We start from the raw sequence: 18,352 nt of genomic DNA on the forward strand, positions 1-18,352 counted from the left end.
TTATAAAATTAATTAATATAATTGCTAGTTCTGGTTAGTCAATAGGTTGGTAAGGATCATCAAAACCTAATTGTTGCATTATATCAATTTCGATATTTTCCATTTCTTCGGCTTCTTGGTCAACAATATGATCATAACCAAGTAAATGCAAACAGCCATGGACAATCATATGTGCCCAATGTGATGTTAAGGATTTATGTTGTGCACTAGCTTCAGCTTCTACCACTTGTTTACAAATAATTAAATCGCCAAGCAATGGAACTTCAATTTCAATAGGCGATTCAAAAGGAAATGAAAGTACATTGGTCGGTTTGTCTTTGTGCCGATAGGTATTATTTAATTGTTGGCTCTCAGCAGCATCAACTATACGGATCGTGATTTCAGCTTTATCCATAAATTGTGGCAAAATCACTTCCAGCCACTGTATAATTTGTGGTTCAGTTGGCAGGTTATCACTTTGGCTTGTGGCAATTTGCAAGTCTAATATAATTTCACTCATAACTATTTATTCTCGATGATAAGGATGATTAGTGGTTAAGCTCCATGCTCGATATAGGCTTTCGGCCACAATTACACGCACTAAAGGGTGAGGAAGCGTTAATGGCGAAAGTGACCAACTTTGCTCGGCAATAGTTTTACACGCGGGGGCTAATCCTTCCGGACCGCCAATTAATAAACTCACGTCACGACCATCAGTTTTCCAATGTTCAAGTTGCTTAGCTAAATCATGGGTAGTATAAGGTTTACCTGGAATGTCGAGGGTAACAATGCGATTACCTTTGCCACAAGCGCCAAGCATCAATTCACCTTCTTTATCTAAAATCCGGACAATATCAGCATTTTTAGTGCGTTTGCCAGCAGGTATTTCAGTTAATTCTAGCGGCATATCTTTGGGAAAACGCATGCAGTAATCTGCAAAAGCAGTGGTTACCCAATTTGGCATTTTAGTACCAACAGCAATAAGCTGTATTTTCACCTGATTAACCCCAAAGCTTCTCGAGTTCGTATAATTGACGGCTTTCTTCTTGCATTATATGAACAATCACTGAATCCATATCTACAACCACCCAATCAGCATCATTCTGTCCTTCACTCCCTAATACTAGATGACCTTGTTTTTTGGCTTCATCAAGTAAATGACCTGCAATTGAAGCAACGTGACGGTTTGATGTGCCAGTGCAAATTATCATATAGTCTGTAATACTGGACTTACCTCGGACATCAAGGGTGACGATATCTTTACCTTTTAAATCATCAATTTTATCAAAAATAAAATCTTGTAACGACTGCTGCAAAATAATCTCTCTATTATTTAATAATAAGAACTATAGTATAGCATAAATTTTTAAAATAACGGTTATGCTAAAATTGCTTGTCAAAATGTTTCAGGTTAACTATACGTTTCAGTATTTAGATCCACCACCCACCTCATATAAAAACAGCTAAAAATCGTAATGGGTCAAGACAAATCTGTCGAAAAACGAGATTTTTTCAAGTAAATACGTTATTCTATCCACTTATTTATCTTGTTAATTATAAAAAATTTATTATGATGAAAAAAATAATCTTAGTTTTATTTTTTCTTGCCTTTCCGATATCCTCATTTGCAGAGAATGCCAATAGTGAAGATAAAAAAGCCTTTATTGACGATCTGTTATCAAAAATGACCATAACTGAAAAAGTAGGCCAATTACGATTGGTTAGTGTTGGTGGTAACTTAACTTTAGATAAAGTGTTGGATCAAATTGAAGCGGGTGAAATTGGTGGTATTTTTAATACGGTAGTTGAGCCTGATTTGTCTAACATGCAAGATCGCGCATTAAAATCACCTAATAAGATTCCTTTATTTTTAGGGTTTGATGTCATTCATGGCCATCGAACCGTATTTCCAATTAATCTAGGTATTGCATCAACATGGGATCGTAATGCTATTGGTAAAGCTGCTCAAGTATCCGCTGATGAAGCCACTTCTGATGGGCTCAATATTACTTGGTCACCGATGGTCGATATTACTCGCGATCCAAGATGGGGGCGCGTTTCTGAAGGATTTGGTGAAGATCCTTACTTGACGTCTGAAGCTGGGCGTATTTTTGTAAAGAACATGCAAAAACAGATCTTAACTGATAATAAATCCTTAGTGACAACCGTTAAACATTTTGCTCTTTATGGCGCAGTTGAAGCAGGGCGAGAATATAACTCAACGGATATGAGTGAACGAAAAATGTTCCAAGAATATCTGGTTCCTTATAAAGCAGCTATTGATGCTGGCAGCAGAGCAGTAATGGTTTCACTTGCATCAGTTAATGGTATACCGGCAACAGCTAATCATTGGTTACTAACCGATGTACTTCGTCATCAATGGCATTTTGATGGTGTTGTGATTAGTGATCATGGTGCGATTCGTGAACTTATTAATCATGGTGTTGCAAGTGATCCTAAAGATGCAGTTAGAGTGGCCATCAAAGCTGGTATTGATGTGAGTATGAATGATGAGTATTTTTTAAAATATATACCTGAACTGATTAATGAAGGAGTACTCACAGACGATGAAATTAATCAAGCATGTCGACATGTATTAGAACTTAAATATGATATGGGACTTTTTACTAATCCTCATCGCAATTTAGATCGACAATTAGATATTGATACTATGTTTGCAAATAACCGATTACATCGAGAAGAAGCAAGAGATGTGGCGCGCCGCAGTATAGTATTATTAAAAAATAAAAACAAAGTGTTACCGCTTGCTAAAAATCAAAAAATTGCAGTGATTGGTCCACTTGCAGATTCGAAACGAGATATGCTTGGTAGTTGGTCAGGTGCCGGTCGGGTAAATTTAGCTGTTACACCATTAGAAGGAATTCAAAAGGCTGTAAAAAATCCCAATTTAGTTAGTTATGCCTTTGGAGCAAATCTTTCCGATGATCAACAATTATACAAATTTCTAAATTTATATGATATGACAGCTAAATATGATGAAAGACCAGCAGATACGATGATTGCGGAAGCTGTTAAGCAAGCTAACAAAGCTGATGTTGTTGTTGCTTTTGTTGGTGAGGCTGAAGGTATGGCACATGAATCTTCAAGTCGTACTGATCTCTCTTTACCGGCTAGTCAAAAACGTTTAATTAAAGCATTGAAAGCAACAGGTAAACCACTTGTGATTGCTTTAATGAATGGTCGCCCATTAACCTTAACTGAAGAGTTTGAGCAAGTTGATGCTATGCTTGAGACATGGTTTTTAGGTACTGAAGGTGGTAACGCTATAGCAGATGTGTTATTTGGTGATTATAATCCTTCAGGCAAATTAGCGATGTCCTTTCCCATGAGCGTGGGGCAAATTCCAGTTTATTATAGCCATTTAAATACTGGACGACCAAAAGGCACTGTGAATATGGGTAAATATACCACTTCATATTTTGATAGCCCTAATGAACCGCTGTTCCCGTTTGGCTTTGGATTAAGTTATACCAATTTCACCATAAATTACTCGCTTTCAAGCAATGAAATGACTAAAAATGGCGAAATTGTGGTAACTGCAACGGTGGAAAATATTGGTGATAAACAAGGTACACAGACAGTACAACTTTATTTGCAAGATGTGACCGCAACAGTAAGTAGACCAGTTAAAGAATTAATGGGCTTTGAAAATATTAATTTAAAACCTCATGAAAAAGGTGAAGTTAAATTTGTTATCAAACCAGAAATGTTAAAATTTTGGAATGACAAAATGCAATATGTGGCAGAACCTGGTAAGTTTAATGTGTTTGTAGGATCTGATTCGACAACCCAAAATAAGCAGTCTTTTACTTTATTGGATAAATAAATTTATATACGTTCCGTTGATACTTTCAACGGAGCTAGGTTGTTATGCTGGTTTTATGTTTGAATTTGATTCAGCAATCTTCAATTAGCCGTTTTTTACTTGGCAACAAATTATAAAAGTTATGTTGTTAAAAGGAAGTGATTTAATCACCAGAATTAAGTGATAATATGCATCATATTTGCATCAATAATTACACAAATACTCATTTTAATATTCTATTTTTTAGTGATTATGTATGGTATTATCGTTACTGATATTCAAACAGAATTAAAAGTAACGTACTAATAAACCCAAAACTAATAAAGAAACTTCTTAGTATGGTAATTGTTAAAGAAAGTATAAAATCTCAATGTCATATTGATGTTTTGTAAATAGATACTAGGGAAGTTAGCGGATCAGTATTTTTGTGTCATTAATAGTCAACTTTTACTATCGCCCAACGATATTGTTATATTGTTGGGTTTTTTTTATATAATTTTAAAGATCAGCTTCAGGTATAAAACGTCAATTTAAAGGTGTTTGTTATAAAGTGAAAGCAAGTTTGCTAAGTGTGAAACGTATCACATTATTTGTTTTGCTTTTTGATTAGGATGAAAAATTAGGTAATTTTTAAGGGAGATAAAAATGTCCATTACCACAAAGCTACTTTCACTGAGTAGTGTTTTAATATTAGCATGCTCATTATCAGCAATGGCTAAGGAAGTAAATATATCCATACTTGCCACATCAGATGTTCATGGCCGAATGGTGCCTTGGGATTATGGTACTGATAAAGCGGACTTATCAGGTTCTTATGCTCAAATTTCTTCATTTATTACCGATTATCGCAGTCATCATGACAATGTCATTGTTGTTGATGCTGGCGATATTATTCAAGATAATCAAATTGAACGTTTCCACAACGTAGATAATCATCCAGCAATTGCCGCACTTAATGCCATGAATTACGATATTATGGTGCTGGGTAATCATGAATTTAATTTTGGAATTCCGGTCGTAGATAAGATTATTTCAGAATTTAAAGGTAAAACGCTTGCAGCAAATATTTATTATAAAGACTCAGGCAAGCCATATTTACCGGCGACAACCATTATAGAAAAAGAGGGTGTCAAAATTGGTTTTATTGGGGCAACAACACCTTTTGTACCCGAGTACGAAAGTAAAACCGGTTATGTCAAGCAAATGGAATTCACGATGCCCATTGCCGAAATTCAAAAACAAGTAGCAAATTTAAAAAAGCAAGCTGTAGACGTTATTGTATTAGTAACGCATATGGGACTTGATAATGAAAACAATAAATCAGGCACTGGCGTTGCTGATGTTGCTGAGCAAGTGCCCGGTATTGATGTAATTATTGCAGGTCATAATCATCAAAATATTAGCGAAAAAATCATTAACAATGTTGTTATTACCGAGCCTCATCGCTATGGCACCGTAGTATCAGTTGTCAATTTAACGGTTGATTCCGATGCAACAAATAATAGATTAAAAAGTAAAAAATCGGCAACATTACCTGTTAAATCCTACCCAGCTGATCCTACTATAGAGAAAATCTATGCACCATATCATCAGCAATTAAGAGATATTGCTAATCAAGTTATTGGTGAAACCGATCGTGATTTAGTTCCGCAAGAAACCATTCACGGCATTCCTGCTGTATATATGGAAGAGACAGGGTTAACGCATTTATTCAACTCAGTACAGCTTTATTATAGTAAAGCAGATGTAACAGCGGTTTTAATTGATAATAAAAAAGCCGTTCTTAACAAAGGCAAAATCACGCGTAAAGATATCGCCAACAATTATCAATATACTGCTGGTGAAACCAGCATTTTTGAAGTAACCGGTAGAGATTTAAAAGATTATATGGAATGGTCGGCGGCTTATTTTGCTCAAGTCCAGCCCAATGATAAAAATTATCAATATGATTCTGTTCGTGGCGCATCAAAATACATGACTTATGATATGTTTGGTGGTGTAAAATATATTGTCGATTTGCGTGAACCTGTGGGCAATCGTATCAAAAATTTAACATTAATAAATGGCAAAGCAATCACTGATGATATGAAGATAAAATTAGGTATGAATGCCTATCGTTATGAAATGCTAGTGAAAAAAGGCGGTCCATTAGAAGGAAGGCGAGTTGAACCAATCTGGAATTCACGCACAGCAATCGGGGATGAAGACGGTACTATTCGTAATATGACTATAAAATATATCACTGAGGTTAAACAAGGTAAAATTACTGATGAATCCAATCATAATTGGAAGGTTATTGGTATCAATCCATAAGTTAGTTGATAACTATCTATTTTAATTCAAACGTTAATTAGCCAATTAGTAAATTGGCTATTTTTTAAGAGAAAATTGTTGTGCCAAATGATATTACTTTTTATCAACGTTTTAAGTCTGACATTCTAACTGGCTTAAAAGTTATTACGATTCGTGATAAAAGCGAATCTCATTATAAATCAGGTGATATTCTTCGAGTTGGTACATTTGAAGATAATGAATATTTTTGTAAGATAAAAGTGTTAAGTGTTACACCGATTACGCTTGAGCAACTTACTCAAAAGCATGCCAATCAGGAAAATATGAGCTTAGATGAATTAAAAAAGGTTATTTCAACAATCTACCCTAATGAAGAATCATTGTTTCTTATTCATTTCGAGCTTCAACGTTAATGCATAAAAAAACGAGCTAACAACTCGTTTTTTTAGTTTATTATAAATAGTAATCAAAGAGGGGGATCAATTTTTATGACTAGCATTTATAGGCATAATTGTTAATATTAAGCCATTAACCGCAATTACCTCAACTGGTTCCCCAACCGGTAAATCGATATCACATTTAGCAGACCAGCTACCATCTTTAATTTTAACTCGTCCGGAACCATTAATAACCGCTTGAGTTACCACAGTTTTAATGCCAATTAAATCTTGTTGGGGTTGGTTAATTTCGCCTTTGCTTGCTATATCTTTACCATTTTTTCTAAGCCAAAGCCACCAAAGATAGGCTGTTATTAAGGTTAGAATCGCAAATAAAATCCATAAAATAGGCCATGATAAAGGTAAAATCCAAGCGATTAAACCGACTATAATTGCTGCAATTCCACTCCATAAAGCATAACCACCGGTCCCCAGCAATTCTGCTATTAATAAAATGCCTCCTAAGGCAATAAATACCCAATGTGGTGAATAGTAAATAGCTGCAAAAAAATCATTCATTATGGGGTACCTTTCATTTTATTTTGGTATTGAGCTAATGCTTCTCTTTATTGTAAAGATCTTTCAGGAGAAGCATGTGTTTCAATATAAATTGTTACTATTTGTTACCCGGTTTTGCTTCTTTGATTAATTCAGCAATACCACCAATACTACCCATCAAGTTTGCCGCATCAAGAGGCATCATAATGACTTTACTATTATCTGCTGAACCAATTTGTTGTAAGGCATCGGTATATTTTTGTGCCACAAAATAGTTAATTGCATTGATATTTCCTGCCGCAATCGCTTCTGAAACCATTTGCGTTGCTTTCGCTTCTGCTTCTGCTGCTCTTTCACGCGCTTCAGCTTGTAAGAAAGCTGCTTGACGTTCACCTTCCGCTTTTAAGATTTCAGATTGTTTTTCACCTTCAGAACGCAAAATCGCTGCTTGACGAACACCTTCTGCTTCAAGGATTTCAGCACGTTTATTACGTTCAGCTTTCATTTGCGCATTCATGGCAGCAATAAGTTCGGCCGGTGGGCGAACATCTCTAATTTCAATACGCGTAATCTTAATACCCCAAGGACTAGTTGCTTCATCAACAATACTGAGTAATTTTGAGTTAATATGATCGCGTTGCGATAACATTTCATCGAGTTCCATGCTACCAAGAACTGTACGAATATTAGTCATCATTAAATTAATAACGGCGCGTTCAAGTTGATTAACTTGATATGCAGCTCGGGCAGCTTCTTGTACTTGAATAAAACAAACTGCATCAATTTGGACATTAGCATTATCTTTTGAAATGACTTCTTGCGATGGAATATCCAATACTTGCTCCATCATATTAATTTTACGACCAATACTGTCCATAAAAGGAATAATAATATTTAAACCTGGTTCAAGTGTGCGGGTGTACTTACCAAAACGTTCAATGGTGTATTGGTAACCTTGAGGAACAATAGTAATTGCTTTGAAAACGGTAACAATCGCTAATAAAACGATAATACCGATAAGGATAAGAAATGGCATAAATTAAAAATCTCACGTAATTATAAATAGTCAAAAAGAGTGGACTATTTTAAGACCAATTAATATTTTTGACCAGTGTTTAATTAATTGTTTTTTATATAAAATAGAACCAAATCAAAAATTGAATTGATAACAGAATAATCAGTTGTTTTATCAATTAAACAGGGTTAGTAATTGCAGATTTAATTAGATCACATGGATTTATAGGTGTCATTATTAATTATTCACTCTCTATTTAATTAGAATGAAGCTAGCAAGAGCATTTTAGCATCCTTGTTATTAGCAAAACTAAAATGAATCTATTTTTTGTTGATAACAACAGTTGTTCAGCTAAGCTAGTACCTTCCCATTTTTCCGCACTCAAACAAATTATTCTCAAAGTGGTTCACTAACTTGCTTTGTCATTTTATTTGATCATTGCAAGCAGGGAAGCTTTAACAATCATCTTTTATTATTGTTAAGAATATCATTGCATTTACTAGCATGACTATTTATTATTTATAATCCAATTTAACCATACATTACCTGCAACAACTGGATAAGAAATAACATGCTTGCTAGTCAAAATACTTTAGCTAACAATCTTTCTAAAAAAGGCCAAGAAACTAAAGCTGCGTTAATTCGTAGTGGGGTGGAGTTGATGACAACTTATGGTTATATCTCCTGCAATATTGAAAGTATTTTGCAAAAAGTGGATGTGCCTAAAGGGTCTTTTTATTATTACTTTAAAAGTAAAGAAGATTTTGGGCGAGCAATTATTGCTAGTTATGATAGTTTTTTTGCCTACAAATTAGATAAACATTTGACTAATAAGTCCATAGCCTCACCATTATCAAGAATTTCAGCTTTTTATGAAGATGCCAAACAGGGTATGGCAAAATATGGTTTTAATCGTGGTTGCTTAATTGGTGAATTAATCCAAGAAGAATCATTATTACCCGATGGCTATCATCAAATATTAGAGCAAATCTTAACTAGCTGGCAAGTTAAAATAGAACAATGTTTATTACAGGCCCAGCAATTGGGCGAAATTGCTACAGATATTAATTGTAAAGAATTGGCAGAGTTTTTTTGGATTGGTTGGGAAGGGGCGGTCACGCGAAGTAAATTAATTAAAAAATCCGAACCACTAGATATTTTTATTCGGCTTTTCTTAAACAAAATCATTCAGTAATCTTTTTAAGATTTAACTTTTTCTTTTCTTATGAGCATAATTGTTGATTATTATATTTTTATATATTGCAATTAACTAGACGATCGGTCTATAATTTTTAGACCAATCGTCTATAAATAACTAATAAGTTTTTTAAATCTCACTCACATTTGCTCATTAAGTTAATAAGCACTAGTAAGTTATGGAATGTAATAAGGAGTATTCATGTCATTTAATGCGATTTTGTTAGAAAAAGATACAACAACAGGTTTTTCATTAAGGAACATCAATAAAGAGCAGCTATTAGCTCAAGAAGGTGATACCTTAATTGAGGTTCTGTACTCAAGTATTAACTATAAAGATGCATTAGCATTAACCAATAAAAGTCCTATAGTTAGACAATGGCCTATGGTGCCCGGAATTGATGGCGTTGGTAAGGTAGTGGAATGTAATAGTGGCCGTTACCAACAAAATGATATGGTTATTTTAAATGGTTGGGGTTGTGGTGAAACCCATTGGGGATGTTTAGCGCAATATGCTTATTTAAAATCTGATTGGCTGATCCCTTTACCTAATAATCTTACACCTTACCAAGCTATGGTTATTGGTACAGCTGGTTACACTGCCGCGTTATGTGTAAAGCGTATTGTTGATTTTGGGGTTAGACCAGAACAAGGCAATATATTAGTAACTGGAGCTAGTGGTGGAGTGGGTTCAATTGCAGTCGCTTTGTTGGCTAAACTCGGTTACCAAGTGACCGCATCAACCAGTAAGATGAATGATAACAATTATTTAAACCGATTAGGTGCAGTTAATATTATTGATAGTCAAACATTAAAAGTAGCAGCTAAACCACTGCAAAAAGAACAATGGTCAGCTGTTGTGGATGTGGTGGGGTCACATACTTTAGCTAATGTGTGTGCACAAACTCAATATGGTGGGATAGTTGCCTGTTGTGGACTTGCGCAAGGCATGGATTTTCCAGCTACAGTAGCGCCATTTATTTTGCGTGGGATAACGTTGGCAGGTATTGATAGTGTTATGGCAAGTTACGATAAACGTATTGCCGCATGGGACTTATTAGCACAACATCTTGATGAAGAAATATTAGTTCATATTGGTAACACTATCACTTTAGCAGAGTGTGTCGATACTGCCAATAAAATGATAGCAGGACAAATAAAAGGCCGTTTTGTAGTGGATGTGAATCAATAAATTAAACTCAGACTAGCCAATAAAATAGGCAAGTCTGTTTACTCCTAATTTATTAAAAATAAGAGGATGTATAAAATTTATATTTTTATACATCTACATCCATTTAATTTCAATTTAAAGTGAATTTTCTATTTTGGCAATATCTTCTTGAGTAAAAGTGATATTTGTTTTTTCACCTGTATCATTTATTATTTTTTGGCTGATTAGTTCAGTTATTGGATAGATAATAGTAAAGTGATTACCACCTTTAATCATATTTACATGAAAAGGAATATTTTTATTTTGTGCAATAGATGCTAGTGCATCAAAATCTTTGTTAAAATCTTGTTCGCCTTCAAAGTAAAAAGTTGGTGTTTTGATTGATTCAATAAAATAACCTGGCGATCTAAGTTTAAATTCTTTGGCATCGGTTGTATCAAATGAAAAAAAAGATAAATCATTATTTCCCCACCATTTTTTAACATCACTCACGCCACCAAAAGAGAAGATAGCTCTGAATCCGGTTAAAAGCTCACTAGCCAGTAAAACTCGGGTTCCTCCGGTGCTATGTCCGGCCAGATAAATTCTATTCGGGTCAACATAAGGTTGAGTTGCCAAAAATTGACGTGCCTGTTCTAGATCATCAATTTCTCCATAGAACATTTCATCATATCCAGGATTACCACTTTCACCTCTAAAGCTAGGTAACATAAGAATTAATCCTGCTTTACGAAAAGCACTACCTGTTTGATCATTAGATCTTGGCGCAGGAGACCAGAAGTCACCACCTTGACCGCCAAATCCACCACTAATCCAAATTACAGCTGGGTGTTTTTCCCCATCCTTAGGATCAGGTGTAAGATAAGCTGACATTTTGCCATCTTTGGCCGGATAATAAACTAATGAAAATATATCTTTAGGAGGAATTGGTGGTTGCTCATCATAAATATTAGGATTAACTATTTTAGTTTTGAACCCTGCTCTTGCTTCTTGCAAACTTATTTTACTTTGAATAACAGAATCTATTTTGTCAGATGAATTCTCAGCGAAAACAGGTAACGATAATAACATTATTGTAATTGCAATAGTGTGTGTTAATAAGTACATTTTGTTTCTGATCATTGAATGCTTTACCTTTCATTTGGTTGTTATAATCTAATTGGTAAATAATGATAACAAAAAATATTCAGTTTAGCGTTTAAAAAATTGATAATTTTATTCTATTATAAGCTTAAAAAAATGAGCCAATGATAGCTTTTCAAAGCTAATTGCTATTAGAGTTGCTTAATTAGGAATAAAAAAGGGTTACCACAAAAACGTTAAGTAAAATAATATGCTAAATAAGAATTCAATCTAATATGTTTCTTATTAAAAGCATAAAATAACCAAGATAATTTTTATTATTTAAAAATTTGTATTTCTATTAATCATATTCGCTTTTTTTACTAAAGCGTATTATATTCATAGAAAGATAATTCATGGCAGTAACTATCTCATTATTAAAAAAATATAAAGAAGGAAATTTTATGGTTTTTAAATATCTATTGACAAATCTATTCACATTTTTACTATTGATTCCATCAGCTTTCGCAAGTTCTTATACTGATACTTTTTATCGGCAGATGACAAAAGATGAAATTACGTGGGCGGGTAACCAGAGTGTAATTAAACAGTTTAATTGTACCGAATATCTAATATCTAAAGAATTAAAAACCGTTAATGGTTTTTCAGTCGTTTCAACCGAACCAACTTTTAGCCAACGCCCGCTGTTTGCAAATGCTAAAGTTAGCTGTTCAATAAGTAATTATAATTCTGAGAGAAAAGAATTAACATTGAGTGTTGATGAAAGTGGTTTAATCAATGACAATGAATATCGTGTTTCACATACTGGTTTTAATGTTATAGGCGGTATTAAAAAGGGTTGGGATAGTTGGGATTTAACTTGTGAACACTTTTCTCCAAAAAAGGATAGTGATAAAACCATAAAAAGATGTTTCATTGAAAGAAGTACATTTTTTATCCAAAAAACTCCCAAGATTAATGAAATTCCGGAAGGATATATTATTAGTATTAATAAAAATATCTTCAAACCTATTGAAAAACTTACCATAGACAATAAAGTTTTTTCCAATCAATCAGAGTACCCTTTTATCTTTGGTAAAGATGCCAGTGATGCAATAGAAGCAATGAAAGTAGCATCAGATGTCACTTATTCTTATACCAATCCAATGTCAGGATCGCAAAATAGTGATAAGATTGAACCTACAACTTTAGAGCTGTTGCAACCAGCAATTAAGTTATTAGATCAGGCTTACCAATTATATAAAAATTAATTTTACTTTATACCCAGCGGTGCATTATGTGCCGCATTTTAATATTGATTATATCTACCATTAAATAATTTAATCGAAAACTCAACTTTTAAACGGCTTTATTTTGCATATAGGGGGGCAATTTAAAAATCAATTTATCCTTTAGTTACATCAGAACTATAATTATGTCCTTGCAGAAATTAAAACTTGTATTCTTGCTAAAAAGATCTTAGATTCAAAGAGAAAATTATGATTTGACGCAGTTTTAACTTTTACCATTTTTAAATTTTCAATCATGCATGATTAATTTATAGAGGAAATGTTATATGCCTTATCAAACACGTAATGATTTACCGGATTCAGTTCGCCATGTTTTACCAGAACATGCCCAAGATATTTTTAAAGAAGCTTTTAATAGTGCCATCAAAGAGTATCAAGATCCCAAAAAACGTCGTGATAATAGTTCGCCAGAACAAATTGCTTTTAGAGTTGCCTGGTCAGCGGTTGAAAAGGTTTATCACAAAGATGCTAATGGTAAATGGCAACCAAAATGAACATTTTTGATGTATTAAAGCTATGACTAAAGCCAACTTGCTGTTGGCTTTTTTAAATCAGCATGTAGATTATTATAGTTTGCCAATATCTTTTCTATCTTTTTTGCTAGCTAACTTAGATTAATCGAGCGTTTAAAAATAATAAACCCTAATGTTCTCACATTTTCCTTATCAATACGGAAAATGTGGATTAGAAATTCAATTTTTTTCCTTTTATACTTAATTTGAATTCTCAATAACACAGGTGTTTGATTATGAATAATAAAGGTTTAGCAAAAAATTTTTTATGGGGAGGTGCAGTTGCCGCTCATCAATTAGAAGGAGCTTGGCAAGCCGGTGGTAAAGGGATGAGTGTTGCTGATGTAATGACTGTTGGTTCCCCAAAAAGTTATCGTAAAATCACCGAAGGTATAATAGCTGGTGAGTATTATCCCAATCATGAGGCCATCGATTTTTATCATCACTATAAAGAAGATATTAAGCTATTTGCTGAAATGGGTTTTAAATGTTTTCGAACCTCGATTGCTTGGACGCGCATTTTTCCTAAAGGTGATGAGCTCGCGCCTAATGAGGAAGGCTTAAAATTTTATGATGATCTGTTTGATGAATGTCTAAAATACAATATTGAACCTGTTGTTACCCTTTCTCATTTTGAATTACCTTACTATTTAGTCACTGAATATGGTGGATTTCGAAATCGCAAATTAATTGATTTTTTTGTTCGTTTTGCCGAAGTTTGTTTTGACCGCTATAAAAATAAAGTTAAGTACTGGATGACATTTAATGAAATCAATAATCAAGCTAACTTTGATGAAGATTTTGCACCGTTTACTAATTCCGGAATTTACTATAAATCTGGCGATGATCGCGAACAAATTATGTATCAAGCTGCCCATTATGAACTTGTTGCTAGTGCCAAAACAGTACAAATTGGTCATGCCATTAATCCTGATTTTCAAATAGGTTGTATGATTGCGATGGTGCCAATTTATCCTGAAACTTGTAAGCCAAGTGATATTTTAATGGCACAAAAGGTAATGGAGCGTAAATACTTTTTTACTGATATACATGTCCATGGTAAATATCCAAATCATATTAAAAAATATTGGCAACATAAAGGCTATAAGTTAGATATTACAAAGCAAGATCTAGAAATACTAACAAGAGGAACCGTTGACTATATCGGCTTTAGTTATTACATGTCTAACGCGATTAGGAAAAAAACAGGTGATGATAATTATGAATATAATGAAAAAACGGATCTAATTGGTAATCAGTATGTCAAAAAATCTGACTGGGGTTGGCAAATTGATCCTGAGGGATTGCGCTACACGCTAAATTGGTTAACTGATATGTATCGATTGCCGCTTTTCATTGTTGAAAATGGTTTTGGTGCTTATGACAAAGTTGAAGCTGACGGTAGTGTTCACGATTCTTATCGTATCGAATACCTACGAGCACATATTAAACAAATGAAGTTAGCAGTTGAGGAAGATGGAGTCGATTTGATGGGTTATACTCCTTGGGGCTGCATCGATTTAGTTTCTGCGGGAACAGGTGAAATGGAAAAACGTTATGGTTTTATCTATGTTGATAAAGATAATAAAGGTAATGGAACATTAAAACGTAGTCGAAAAGATTCATTTGCTTGGTTTAAGAAAGTGATTGAATCAAATGGTGAAGTTTTGTAAGGAATATTATCAATAGGAGAAGCGATGAAAAAAGTATTAATTATTTGTGCTGCTGGTATGTCTTCATCATTAATGGCTAAAAAAGTGACTGAATATTTTGCCAATCAAGATAAAGCTATTACTGTTGATGCAGTATCTGCAACCGAAGGTAGCAATATGATTAAAAATAGTGATTTTTCACTTTTTTTAATCAGCCCACAAACCATGATGATGTTTGATAAATTGGAAAAATTAGGTGAAGAAGTTGGTAAACCGGTAGTTAGTATTCCTTTTCAAGCTTATATACCCATTCAATCAGGCATTGAACAACTAGCTAAAATAATTGAGGTTAATATCAACTAAATTTAGATCAATATCCTATTTTTAAACATATGTTTTTGGTGCCGTAATTTATCTTATTAAGGCGCGGTACCTTGTTATCTTACTCAGTGTAAGCTCTTATCTAATAAATAAGAGCATCCACAATTATTAATAATATGGTTACAGCAGTCACAGGTATGGATGATAATGATAAAAAACAAACAACGCGAACTCATTAGTTTGTTAGTTCGTTCTAAAAATTTGTTTAAAAGCAGTGTGTTGCTTGCTACTGAGTTATCATTATCTGATAGAACCGTTCGTACTTATCTTAACGATTTGAAAACATTGATTGCAGAAAATGGGGGCATAATTGTTAGTAAACAAGGCTATGGTTACCAATTACAAATCAAAGACAGAACCGCTTTCAATTCATTTCTAATTGAACATCACTTATTAGATAGCCATGAAGAACAATCAAATTGTCGAGAAGTTAACCAAAGAAAGCACTATATTCTCAATTTATTATTATTAGAAAGCCAAAAAATTGATATTGAAGCATTATCTGAACAGTTATTTATCAGTTCCTCACAATTAAGTAAGGATATGTTGGAAATCAAAAGTCAACTCCAACCTTATGAACTTAGTTTGAAAAAAAATAAAGCATTATTTTATGTTGAAGGTGCGGAAAAAGCTAAACGACATTTCATTATGAGTTATTTTTTTCATGAAGAATCGATTAATTTTTTACAACGTTTAACCTATCTTAGTACATTTAGTGATGCTATTAGCTTTGATACGTTGACTATTATTATTTTAGATGAATGCCGTGAGGCCAAAATAAAACTATCTGATGTAATGATGCAAAATATCGTATTACATCTATCACTTAGCATCAAACGTTTACAATCAGGGCTATCAATACAGAATCTAAATATGCCAGATTCGACCAATAAAACCATAGAATATCAGGTAGCAAAAAAAATTATCGATCGTATTGAAGCGGTGATTGGTTTTCATTTTCCCAAAGAAGAACGAATGTATTTAACCTTACATTTAATGAGTAAATCCAATTACATCCAATATGATTTTGATTCACAGCTGAGTTTAGCCGTGAGTGATTTACTTATCCAAATCCAGCAAGAGACAGGCTATCAGTTTGTAAAAGATGAACAATTAAAAAATGGGCTTATTCAACATTTAAAACCAATGTTAGTACGGTTAAAACAAAATATTAAATTAGAAAACCCGCTACTTAATGAAATCAAAACTTGTTGTTTAGACATGTTTGAATTAGTAAAGCACTATTTTAGTCAACTTCCTAATTTAAATAAATTCACTATTCAAGATGGCGAATGGGGTTATTTGACGCTACATTTTTTAGCGGCAATGGAAAAACTTAAAAATGAGCAGAAAGCAAAAGTCTTAATTATTTGTGCCACCGGACTTGGTAGTGCTCAATTATTAAAAAATCGGGTGGAATGTGAATTTGATGAACGGATTAAAATCATTGCAACACGAGGATACTATGAAATTGAACCGGAGATGTTAAATGAAATTGATTTTATTATCTCTTCTGTCGATCTTTCAACCAAGGTCTTTAAAATACCCGTTTTTCATGTTTCGGTATTTTTTCCTGAGGAAGATGTACAAAAAATTCGCCGTTACCTGACCTCACGCAAAATGTTCACTTCTACTCCTTATCATTCCTCCATATCGAAATTTAAATCACCCAATTCACAAAATTATTTGACTCATATTGAACAAGTTATTGATGATTTATCGGCTGATTATTTTTATTTATGCCAACCACCATTAAGCAAAGAAGAACTTTTAGACCTTCTACTTGACCGTTTGGCTATAAACGAAGCGGACGGTTATAAACAAGAAATGATAAAGCAAATGGAAAATCGCATGATGTTAGGTGATATTTTCTTTAGTCATACGATAGTTGTGCCACATCCTTCAATACCAGTGGGGAAATTATCTAAAATTGGTATTGCGATTATTCCCGATGGCTTATTTTGGGATGAAAACTACCCTCACATCAAATTTATTTTTATGATTTCCCCCTCTATTTATCAAAACCCGACTTTAACCTTGATGACAAAAGCAATCGTCACATTAATTGACGATTTGGATCTGCAAAACCAATTACTGCATTGCCAAACTTTTGCCGAATTTAAATCACTTTTTATCCACCTTATTGAAAAAGGAGTGTAACAATGAATGAAAAAATGAGCTCAGAAGATATTCAGCTTGTTGCTTTTAATATTATTTTGCATAGCGGCAACGCTAAAACCAAAATTCATGAAGCATTTAAATCCATGAGACAGGCCAATTTTACATTAGCTAATCAACATCTAGAAGAAGCTAATCAAGAGATTTTAGAAGCACATAAATCGCAAACCGAACTACTACAATCTTATGCCAATGGGACTAAAATCGAGATGGAAATCATTATGGTACATGCGCAAGATCATTTAATGACAACTATGACAATGAGCGAGATGGCTATCGAAATGTCATATCTATACGAAAAAAATCATGAATTATCTAAAAAAATAATTGGCTAATTAATCTATGATGACAAAACAATTAAAAATGCATAAAAAAATTAGTTTGACTAATCTCTATTTTAATCGGTTTTTAGCAATTCGTTATAGTACGGCTTTTTTCTTATTTTTGAATCTTTATTGGGCCGTATTTTTGATTGGTTCAAACTCTTTTGTGGCTAGTTTACCAATTGTTATATTTGTATTAGCTATTTTGACATCGTTTGAACAAATAAAACTTTATCGTAATCATAATAACTATCTACCTTATGCCAAGCTTTTTTATCAAACTATTTTAATAAGTTATAGCATAGTGATTATTTTGCTGTATACGTCTTGGTTTCATTTCTTCTTTCCTTTTTTGAAAGATACTCAAGAGGTTTTAAATACAATTATGGGATTATTGATAGGGTGTTTATTAATTGCTTTTTTGATGCTGAAGAAATTAAAAAGAATTCAATGTAATGCGGATAAACATTTTCAAAGAATCTGTGCTTACGAAGAAATCAATAAATAAATGAGGAAAAC

18 protein-coding genes are annotated in these 18,352 nt (G+C 33.4%); 12 read left to right on the forward strand and 6 right to left on the reverse strand.

Annotation, left to right across the window (positions count from 1 at the left end):
* Positions 1 to 34: 34 nt before the first annotated feature.
* Genes ybeY through rsfS form a run of 3 tightly spaced genes read right to left on the reverse strand, consistent with a single transcriptional unit; the run spans position 35 to position 1,298 of the window.
* On the reverse strand, positions 35 to 499 hold the full coding sequence (gene ybeY / locus Q0K76_RS04225; RefSeq protein ID WP_294611849.1) for an rRNA maturation RNase YbeY: 465 nt from the start codon (positions 497 to 499) through the stop codon (positions 35 to 37).
* A gap of 6 nt (positions 500 to 505) precedes the next feature.
* The gene (gene rlmH, locus Q0K76_RS04230; protein ID WP_294611852.1) at positions 506 to 976 is read right to left on the reverse strand and encodes a 23S rRNA (pseudouridine(1915)-N(3))-methyltransferase RlmH; all 471 of its coding nucleotides are present in this window, start codon (positions 974 to 976) and stop codon (positions 506 to 508) included.
* A gap of 4 nt (positions 977 to 980) precedes the next feature.
* Complete coding sequence (gene rsfS / locus Q0K76_RS04235; protein ID WP_294612168.1) at positions 981 to 1,298, reverse strand: ribosome silencing factor; 318 nt, start codon at positions 1,296 to 1,298, stop codon at positions 981 to 983.
* A gap of 251 nt (positions 1,299 to 1,549) precedes the next feature.
* Here rsfS and bglX point away from each other — a divergent pair, with 251 nt between their 5' ends.
* The 3 genes from bglX (at position 1,550) to yqfB (ending at position 6,510) form a co-directional block, all read left to right on the forward strand.
* A complete protein-coding gene (bglX, locus tag Q0K76_RS04240; protein WP_294611854.1) occupies positions 1,550 to 3,826 on the forward strand; it encodes a beta-glucosidase BglX in 2,277 nt (758 codons plus the stop codon).
* 624 nt (positions 3,827 to 4,450) lie between these two features.
* Positions 4,451 to 6,118 carry a bifunctional UDP-sugar hydrolase/5'-nucleotidase gene (locus tag Q0K76_RS04245; protein ID WP_294611856.1) on the forward strand — a complete coding sequence of 556 codons (1,668 nt, stop codon included), beginning with the start codon at positions 4,451 to 4,453 and terminating at the stop codon, positions 6,116 to 6,118.
* Positions 6,119 to 6,192: 74 nt separating this feature from the next.
* Positions 6,193 to 6,510, forward strand: coding sequence for a N(4)-acetylcytidine aminohydrolase (yqfB, locus tag Q0K76_RS04250; protein ID WP_294612172.1), 318 nt, complete (start codon positions 6,193 to 6,195; stop codon positions 6,508 to 6,510).
* A 66-nt stretch (positions 6,511 to 6,576) separates the two neighbouring features.
* On the opposite strand, the gene Q0K76_RS04255 is transcribed toward yqfB, so the two are convergent.
* Positions 6,577 to 7,053 carry an NfeD family protein gene (locus Q0K76_RS04255; protein ID WP_294611858.1) on the reverse strand — a complete coding sequence of 159 codons (477 nt, stop codon included), beginning with the start codon at positions 7,051 to 7,053 and terminating at the stop codon, positions 6,577 to 6,579.
* Positions 7,054 to 7,150: 97 nt separating this feature from the next.
* Positions 7,151 to 8,068 (reverse strand): SPFH domain-containing protein, encoded by a 918-nt coding sequence (locus Q0K76_RS04260; RefSeq protein WP_294611860.1) that lies wholly within the window; start codon positions 8,066 to 8,068, stop codon positions 7,151 to 7,153.
* Positions 8,069 to 8,618: 550 nt separating this feature from the next.
* Here Q0K76_RS04260 and Q0K76_RS04265 point away from each other — a divergent pair.
* On the forward strand, positions 8,619 to 9,242 hold the full coding sequence (locus tag Q0K76_RS04265; RefSeq protein WP_294611862.1) for a TetR/AcrR family transcriptional regulator: 624 nt from the start codon (positions 8,619 to 8,621) through the stop codon (positions 9,240 to 9,242).
* Between the two features lie 204 nt (positions 9,243 to 9,446).
* Positions 9,447 to 10,436, forward strand: a complete 990-nt coding sequence (locus Q0K76_RS04270; RefSeq protein ID WP_294611864.1) for an MDR family oxidoreductase — start codon at positions 9,447 to 9,449, stop codon at positions 10,434 to 10,436.
* A 114-nt stretch (positions 10,437 to 10,550) separates the two neighbouring features.
* Here Q0K76_RS04270 and Q0K76_RS04275 read toward each other — a convergent pair whose 3' ends face one another.
* Entirely contained in the window at positions 10,551 to 11,537 is a 987-nt protein-coding gene (locus tag Q0K76_RS04275) for a prolyl oligopeptidase family serine peptidase (protein WP_294611866.1), read from the reverse strand.
* A 404-nt stretch (positions 11,538 to 11,941) separates the two neighbouring features.
* Between Q0K76_RS04275 and Q0K76_RS04280 the strand changes: the two genes are divergently transcribed.
* The 7 genes from Q0K76_RS04280 to Q0K76_RS04310 all read left to right on the forward strand — a co-directional run bounded on the left by Q0K76_RS04280 (position 11,942) and on the right by Q0K76_RS04310 (position 18,341).
* Positions 11,942 to 12,748 carry a hypothetical protein gene (locus Q0K76_RS04280; RefSeq protein WP_294611868.1) on the forward strand — a complete coding sequence of 269 codons (807 nt, stop codon included), beginning with the start codon at positions 11,942 to 11,944 and terminating at the stop codon, positions 12,746 to 12,748.
* 305 nt (positions 12,749 to 13,053) lie between these two features.
* On the forward strand, positions 13,054 to 13,281 hold the full coding sequence (locus Q0K76_RS04285; protein ID WP_294611870.1) for a ChaB family protein: 228 nt from the start codon (positions 13,054 to 13,056) through the stop codon (positions 13,279 to 13,281).
* A gap of 254 nt (positions 13,282 to 13,535) precedes the next feature.
* A complete protein-coding gene (locus tag Q0K76_RS04290; RefSeq protein ID WP_294611872.1) occupies positions 13,536 to 14,972 on the forward strand; it encodes a 6-phospho-beta-glucosidase in 1,437 nt (478 codons plus the stop codon).
* 24 nt (positions 14,973 to 14,996) lie between these two features.
* Complete coding sequence (locus Q0K76_RS04295; RefSeq protein WP_294611874.1) at positions 14,997 to 15,314, forward strand: PTS cellobiose transporter subunit IIB; 318 nt, start codon at positions 14,997 to 14,999, stop codon at positions 15,312 to 15,314.
* A gap of 165 nt (positions 15,315 to 15,479) precedes the next feature.
* On the forward strand, positions 15,480 to 17,492 hold the full coding sequence (locus Q0K76_RS04300) for a PRD domain-containing protein (protein WP_294611876.1): 2,013 nt from the start codon (positions 15,480 to 15,482) through the stop codon (positions 17,490 to 17,492).
* A 2-nt stretch (positions 17,493 to 17,494) separates the two neighbouring features.
* Positions 17,495 to 17,845: a PTS cellobiose transporter subunit IIA gene (locus Q0K76_RS04305; RefSeq protein WP_294611878.1), complete on the forward strand. Its 351-nt coding sequence runs from the start codon at positions 17,495 to 17,497 to the stop codon at positions 17,843 to 17,845.
* Positions 17,846 to 17,873: 28 nt separating this feature from the next.
* Positions 17,874 to 18,341 (forward strand): hypothetical protein, encoded by a 468-nt coding sequence (locus Q0K76_RS04310; protein WP_294611880.1) that lies wholly within the window; start codon positions 17,874 to 17,876, stop codon positions 18,339 to 18,341.
* Positions 18,342 to 18,352 lie beyond the last annotated feature (11 nt).

Source organism: uncultured Gilliamella sp. (assembly GCA_945271295.1).
GTDB lineage: Bacteria > Pseudomonadota > Gammaproteobacteria > Enterobacterales > Orbaceae > Gilliamella.

Coding starts and splice junctions, on each gene's coding strand:
- Q0K76_RS04275 (WP_294611866.1), bottom strand. CDS start 11,537: ATGATCAGAAACAAAATGTACTTATTAACACACACTATTGCAATTACA.
- Q0K76_RS04285 (WP_294611870.1), top strand. CDS start 13,054: ATGCCTTATCAAACACGTAATGATTTACCGGATTCAGTTCGCCATGTT.
- Q0K76_RS04260 (WP_294611860.1), bottom strand. CDS start 8,068: ATGCCATTTCTTATCCTTATCGGTATTATCGTTTTATTAGCGATTGTT.
- Q0K76_RS04270 (WP_294611864.1), top strand. CDS start 9,447: ATGTCATTTAATGCGATTTTGTTAGAAAAAGATACAACAACAGGTTTT.
- Q0K76_RS04290 (WP_294611872.1), top strand. CDS start 13,536: ATGAATAATAAAGGTTTAGCAAAAAATTTTTTATGGGGAGGTGCAGTT.
- ybeY (WP_294611849.1), bottom strand. CDS start 499: ATGAGTGAAATTATATTAGACTTGCAAATTGCCACAAGCCAAAGTGAT.
- bglX (WP_294611854.1), top strand. CDS start 1,550: ATGATGAAAAAAATAATCTTAGTTTTATTTTTTCTTGCCTTTCCGATA.
- Q0K76_RS04310 (WP_294611880.1), top strand. CDS start 17,874: ATGCATAAAAAAATTAGTTTGACTAATCTCTATTTTAATCGGTTTTTA.
- Q0K76_RS04265 (WP_294611862.1), top strand. CDS start 8,619: ATGCTTGCTAGTCAAAATACTTTAGCTAACAATCTTTCTAAAAAAGGC.
- Q0K76_RS04295 (WP_294611874.1), top strand. CDS start 14,997: ATGAAAAAAGTATTAATTATTTGTGCTGCTGGTATGTCTTCATCATTA.
- Q0K76_RS04300 (WP_294611876.1), top strand. CDS start 15,480: ATGATAAAAAACAAACAACGCGAACTCATTAGTTTGTTAGTTCGTTCT.
- Q0K76_RS04305 (WP_294611878.1), top strand. CDS start 17,495: ATGAATGAAAAAATGAGCTCAGAAGATATTCAGCTTGTTGCTTTTAAT.
- Q0K76_RS04280 (WP_294611868.1), top strand. CDS start 11,942: ATGGTTTTTAAATATCTATTGACAAATCTATTCACATTTTTACTATTG.
- Q0K76_RS04255 (WP_294611858.1), bottom strand. CDS start 7,053: ATGAATGATTTTTTTGCAGCTATTTACTATTCACCACATTGGGTATTT.
- Q0K76_RS04245 (WP_294611856.1), top strand. CDS start 4,451: ATGTCCATTACCACAAAGCTACTTTCACTGAGTAGTGTTTTAATATTA.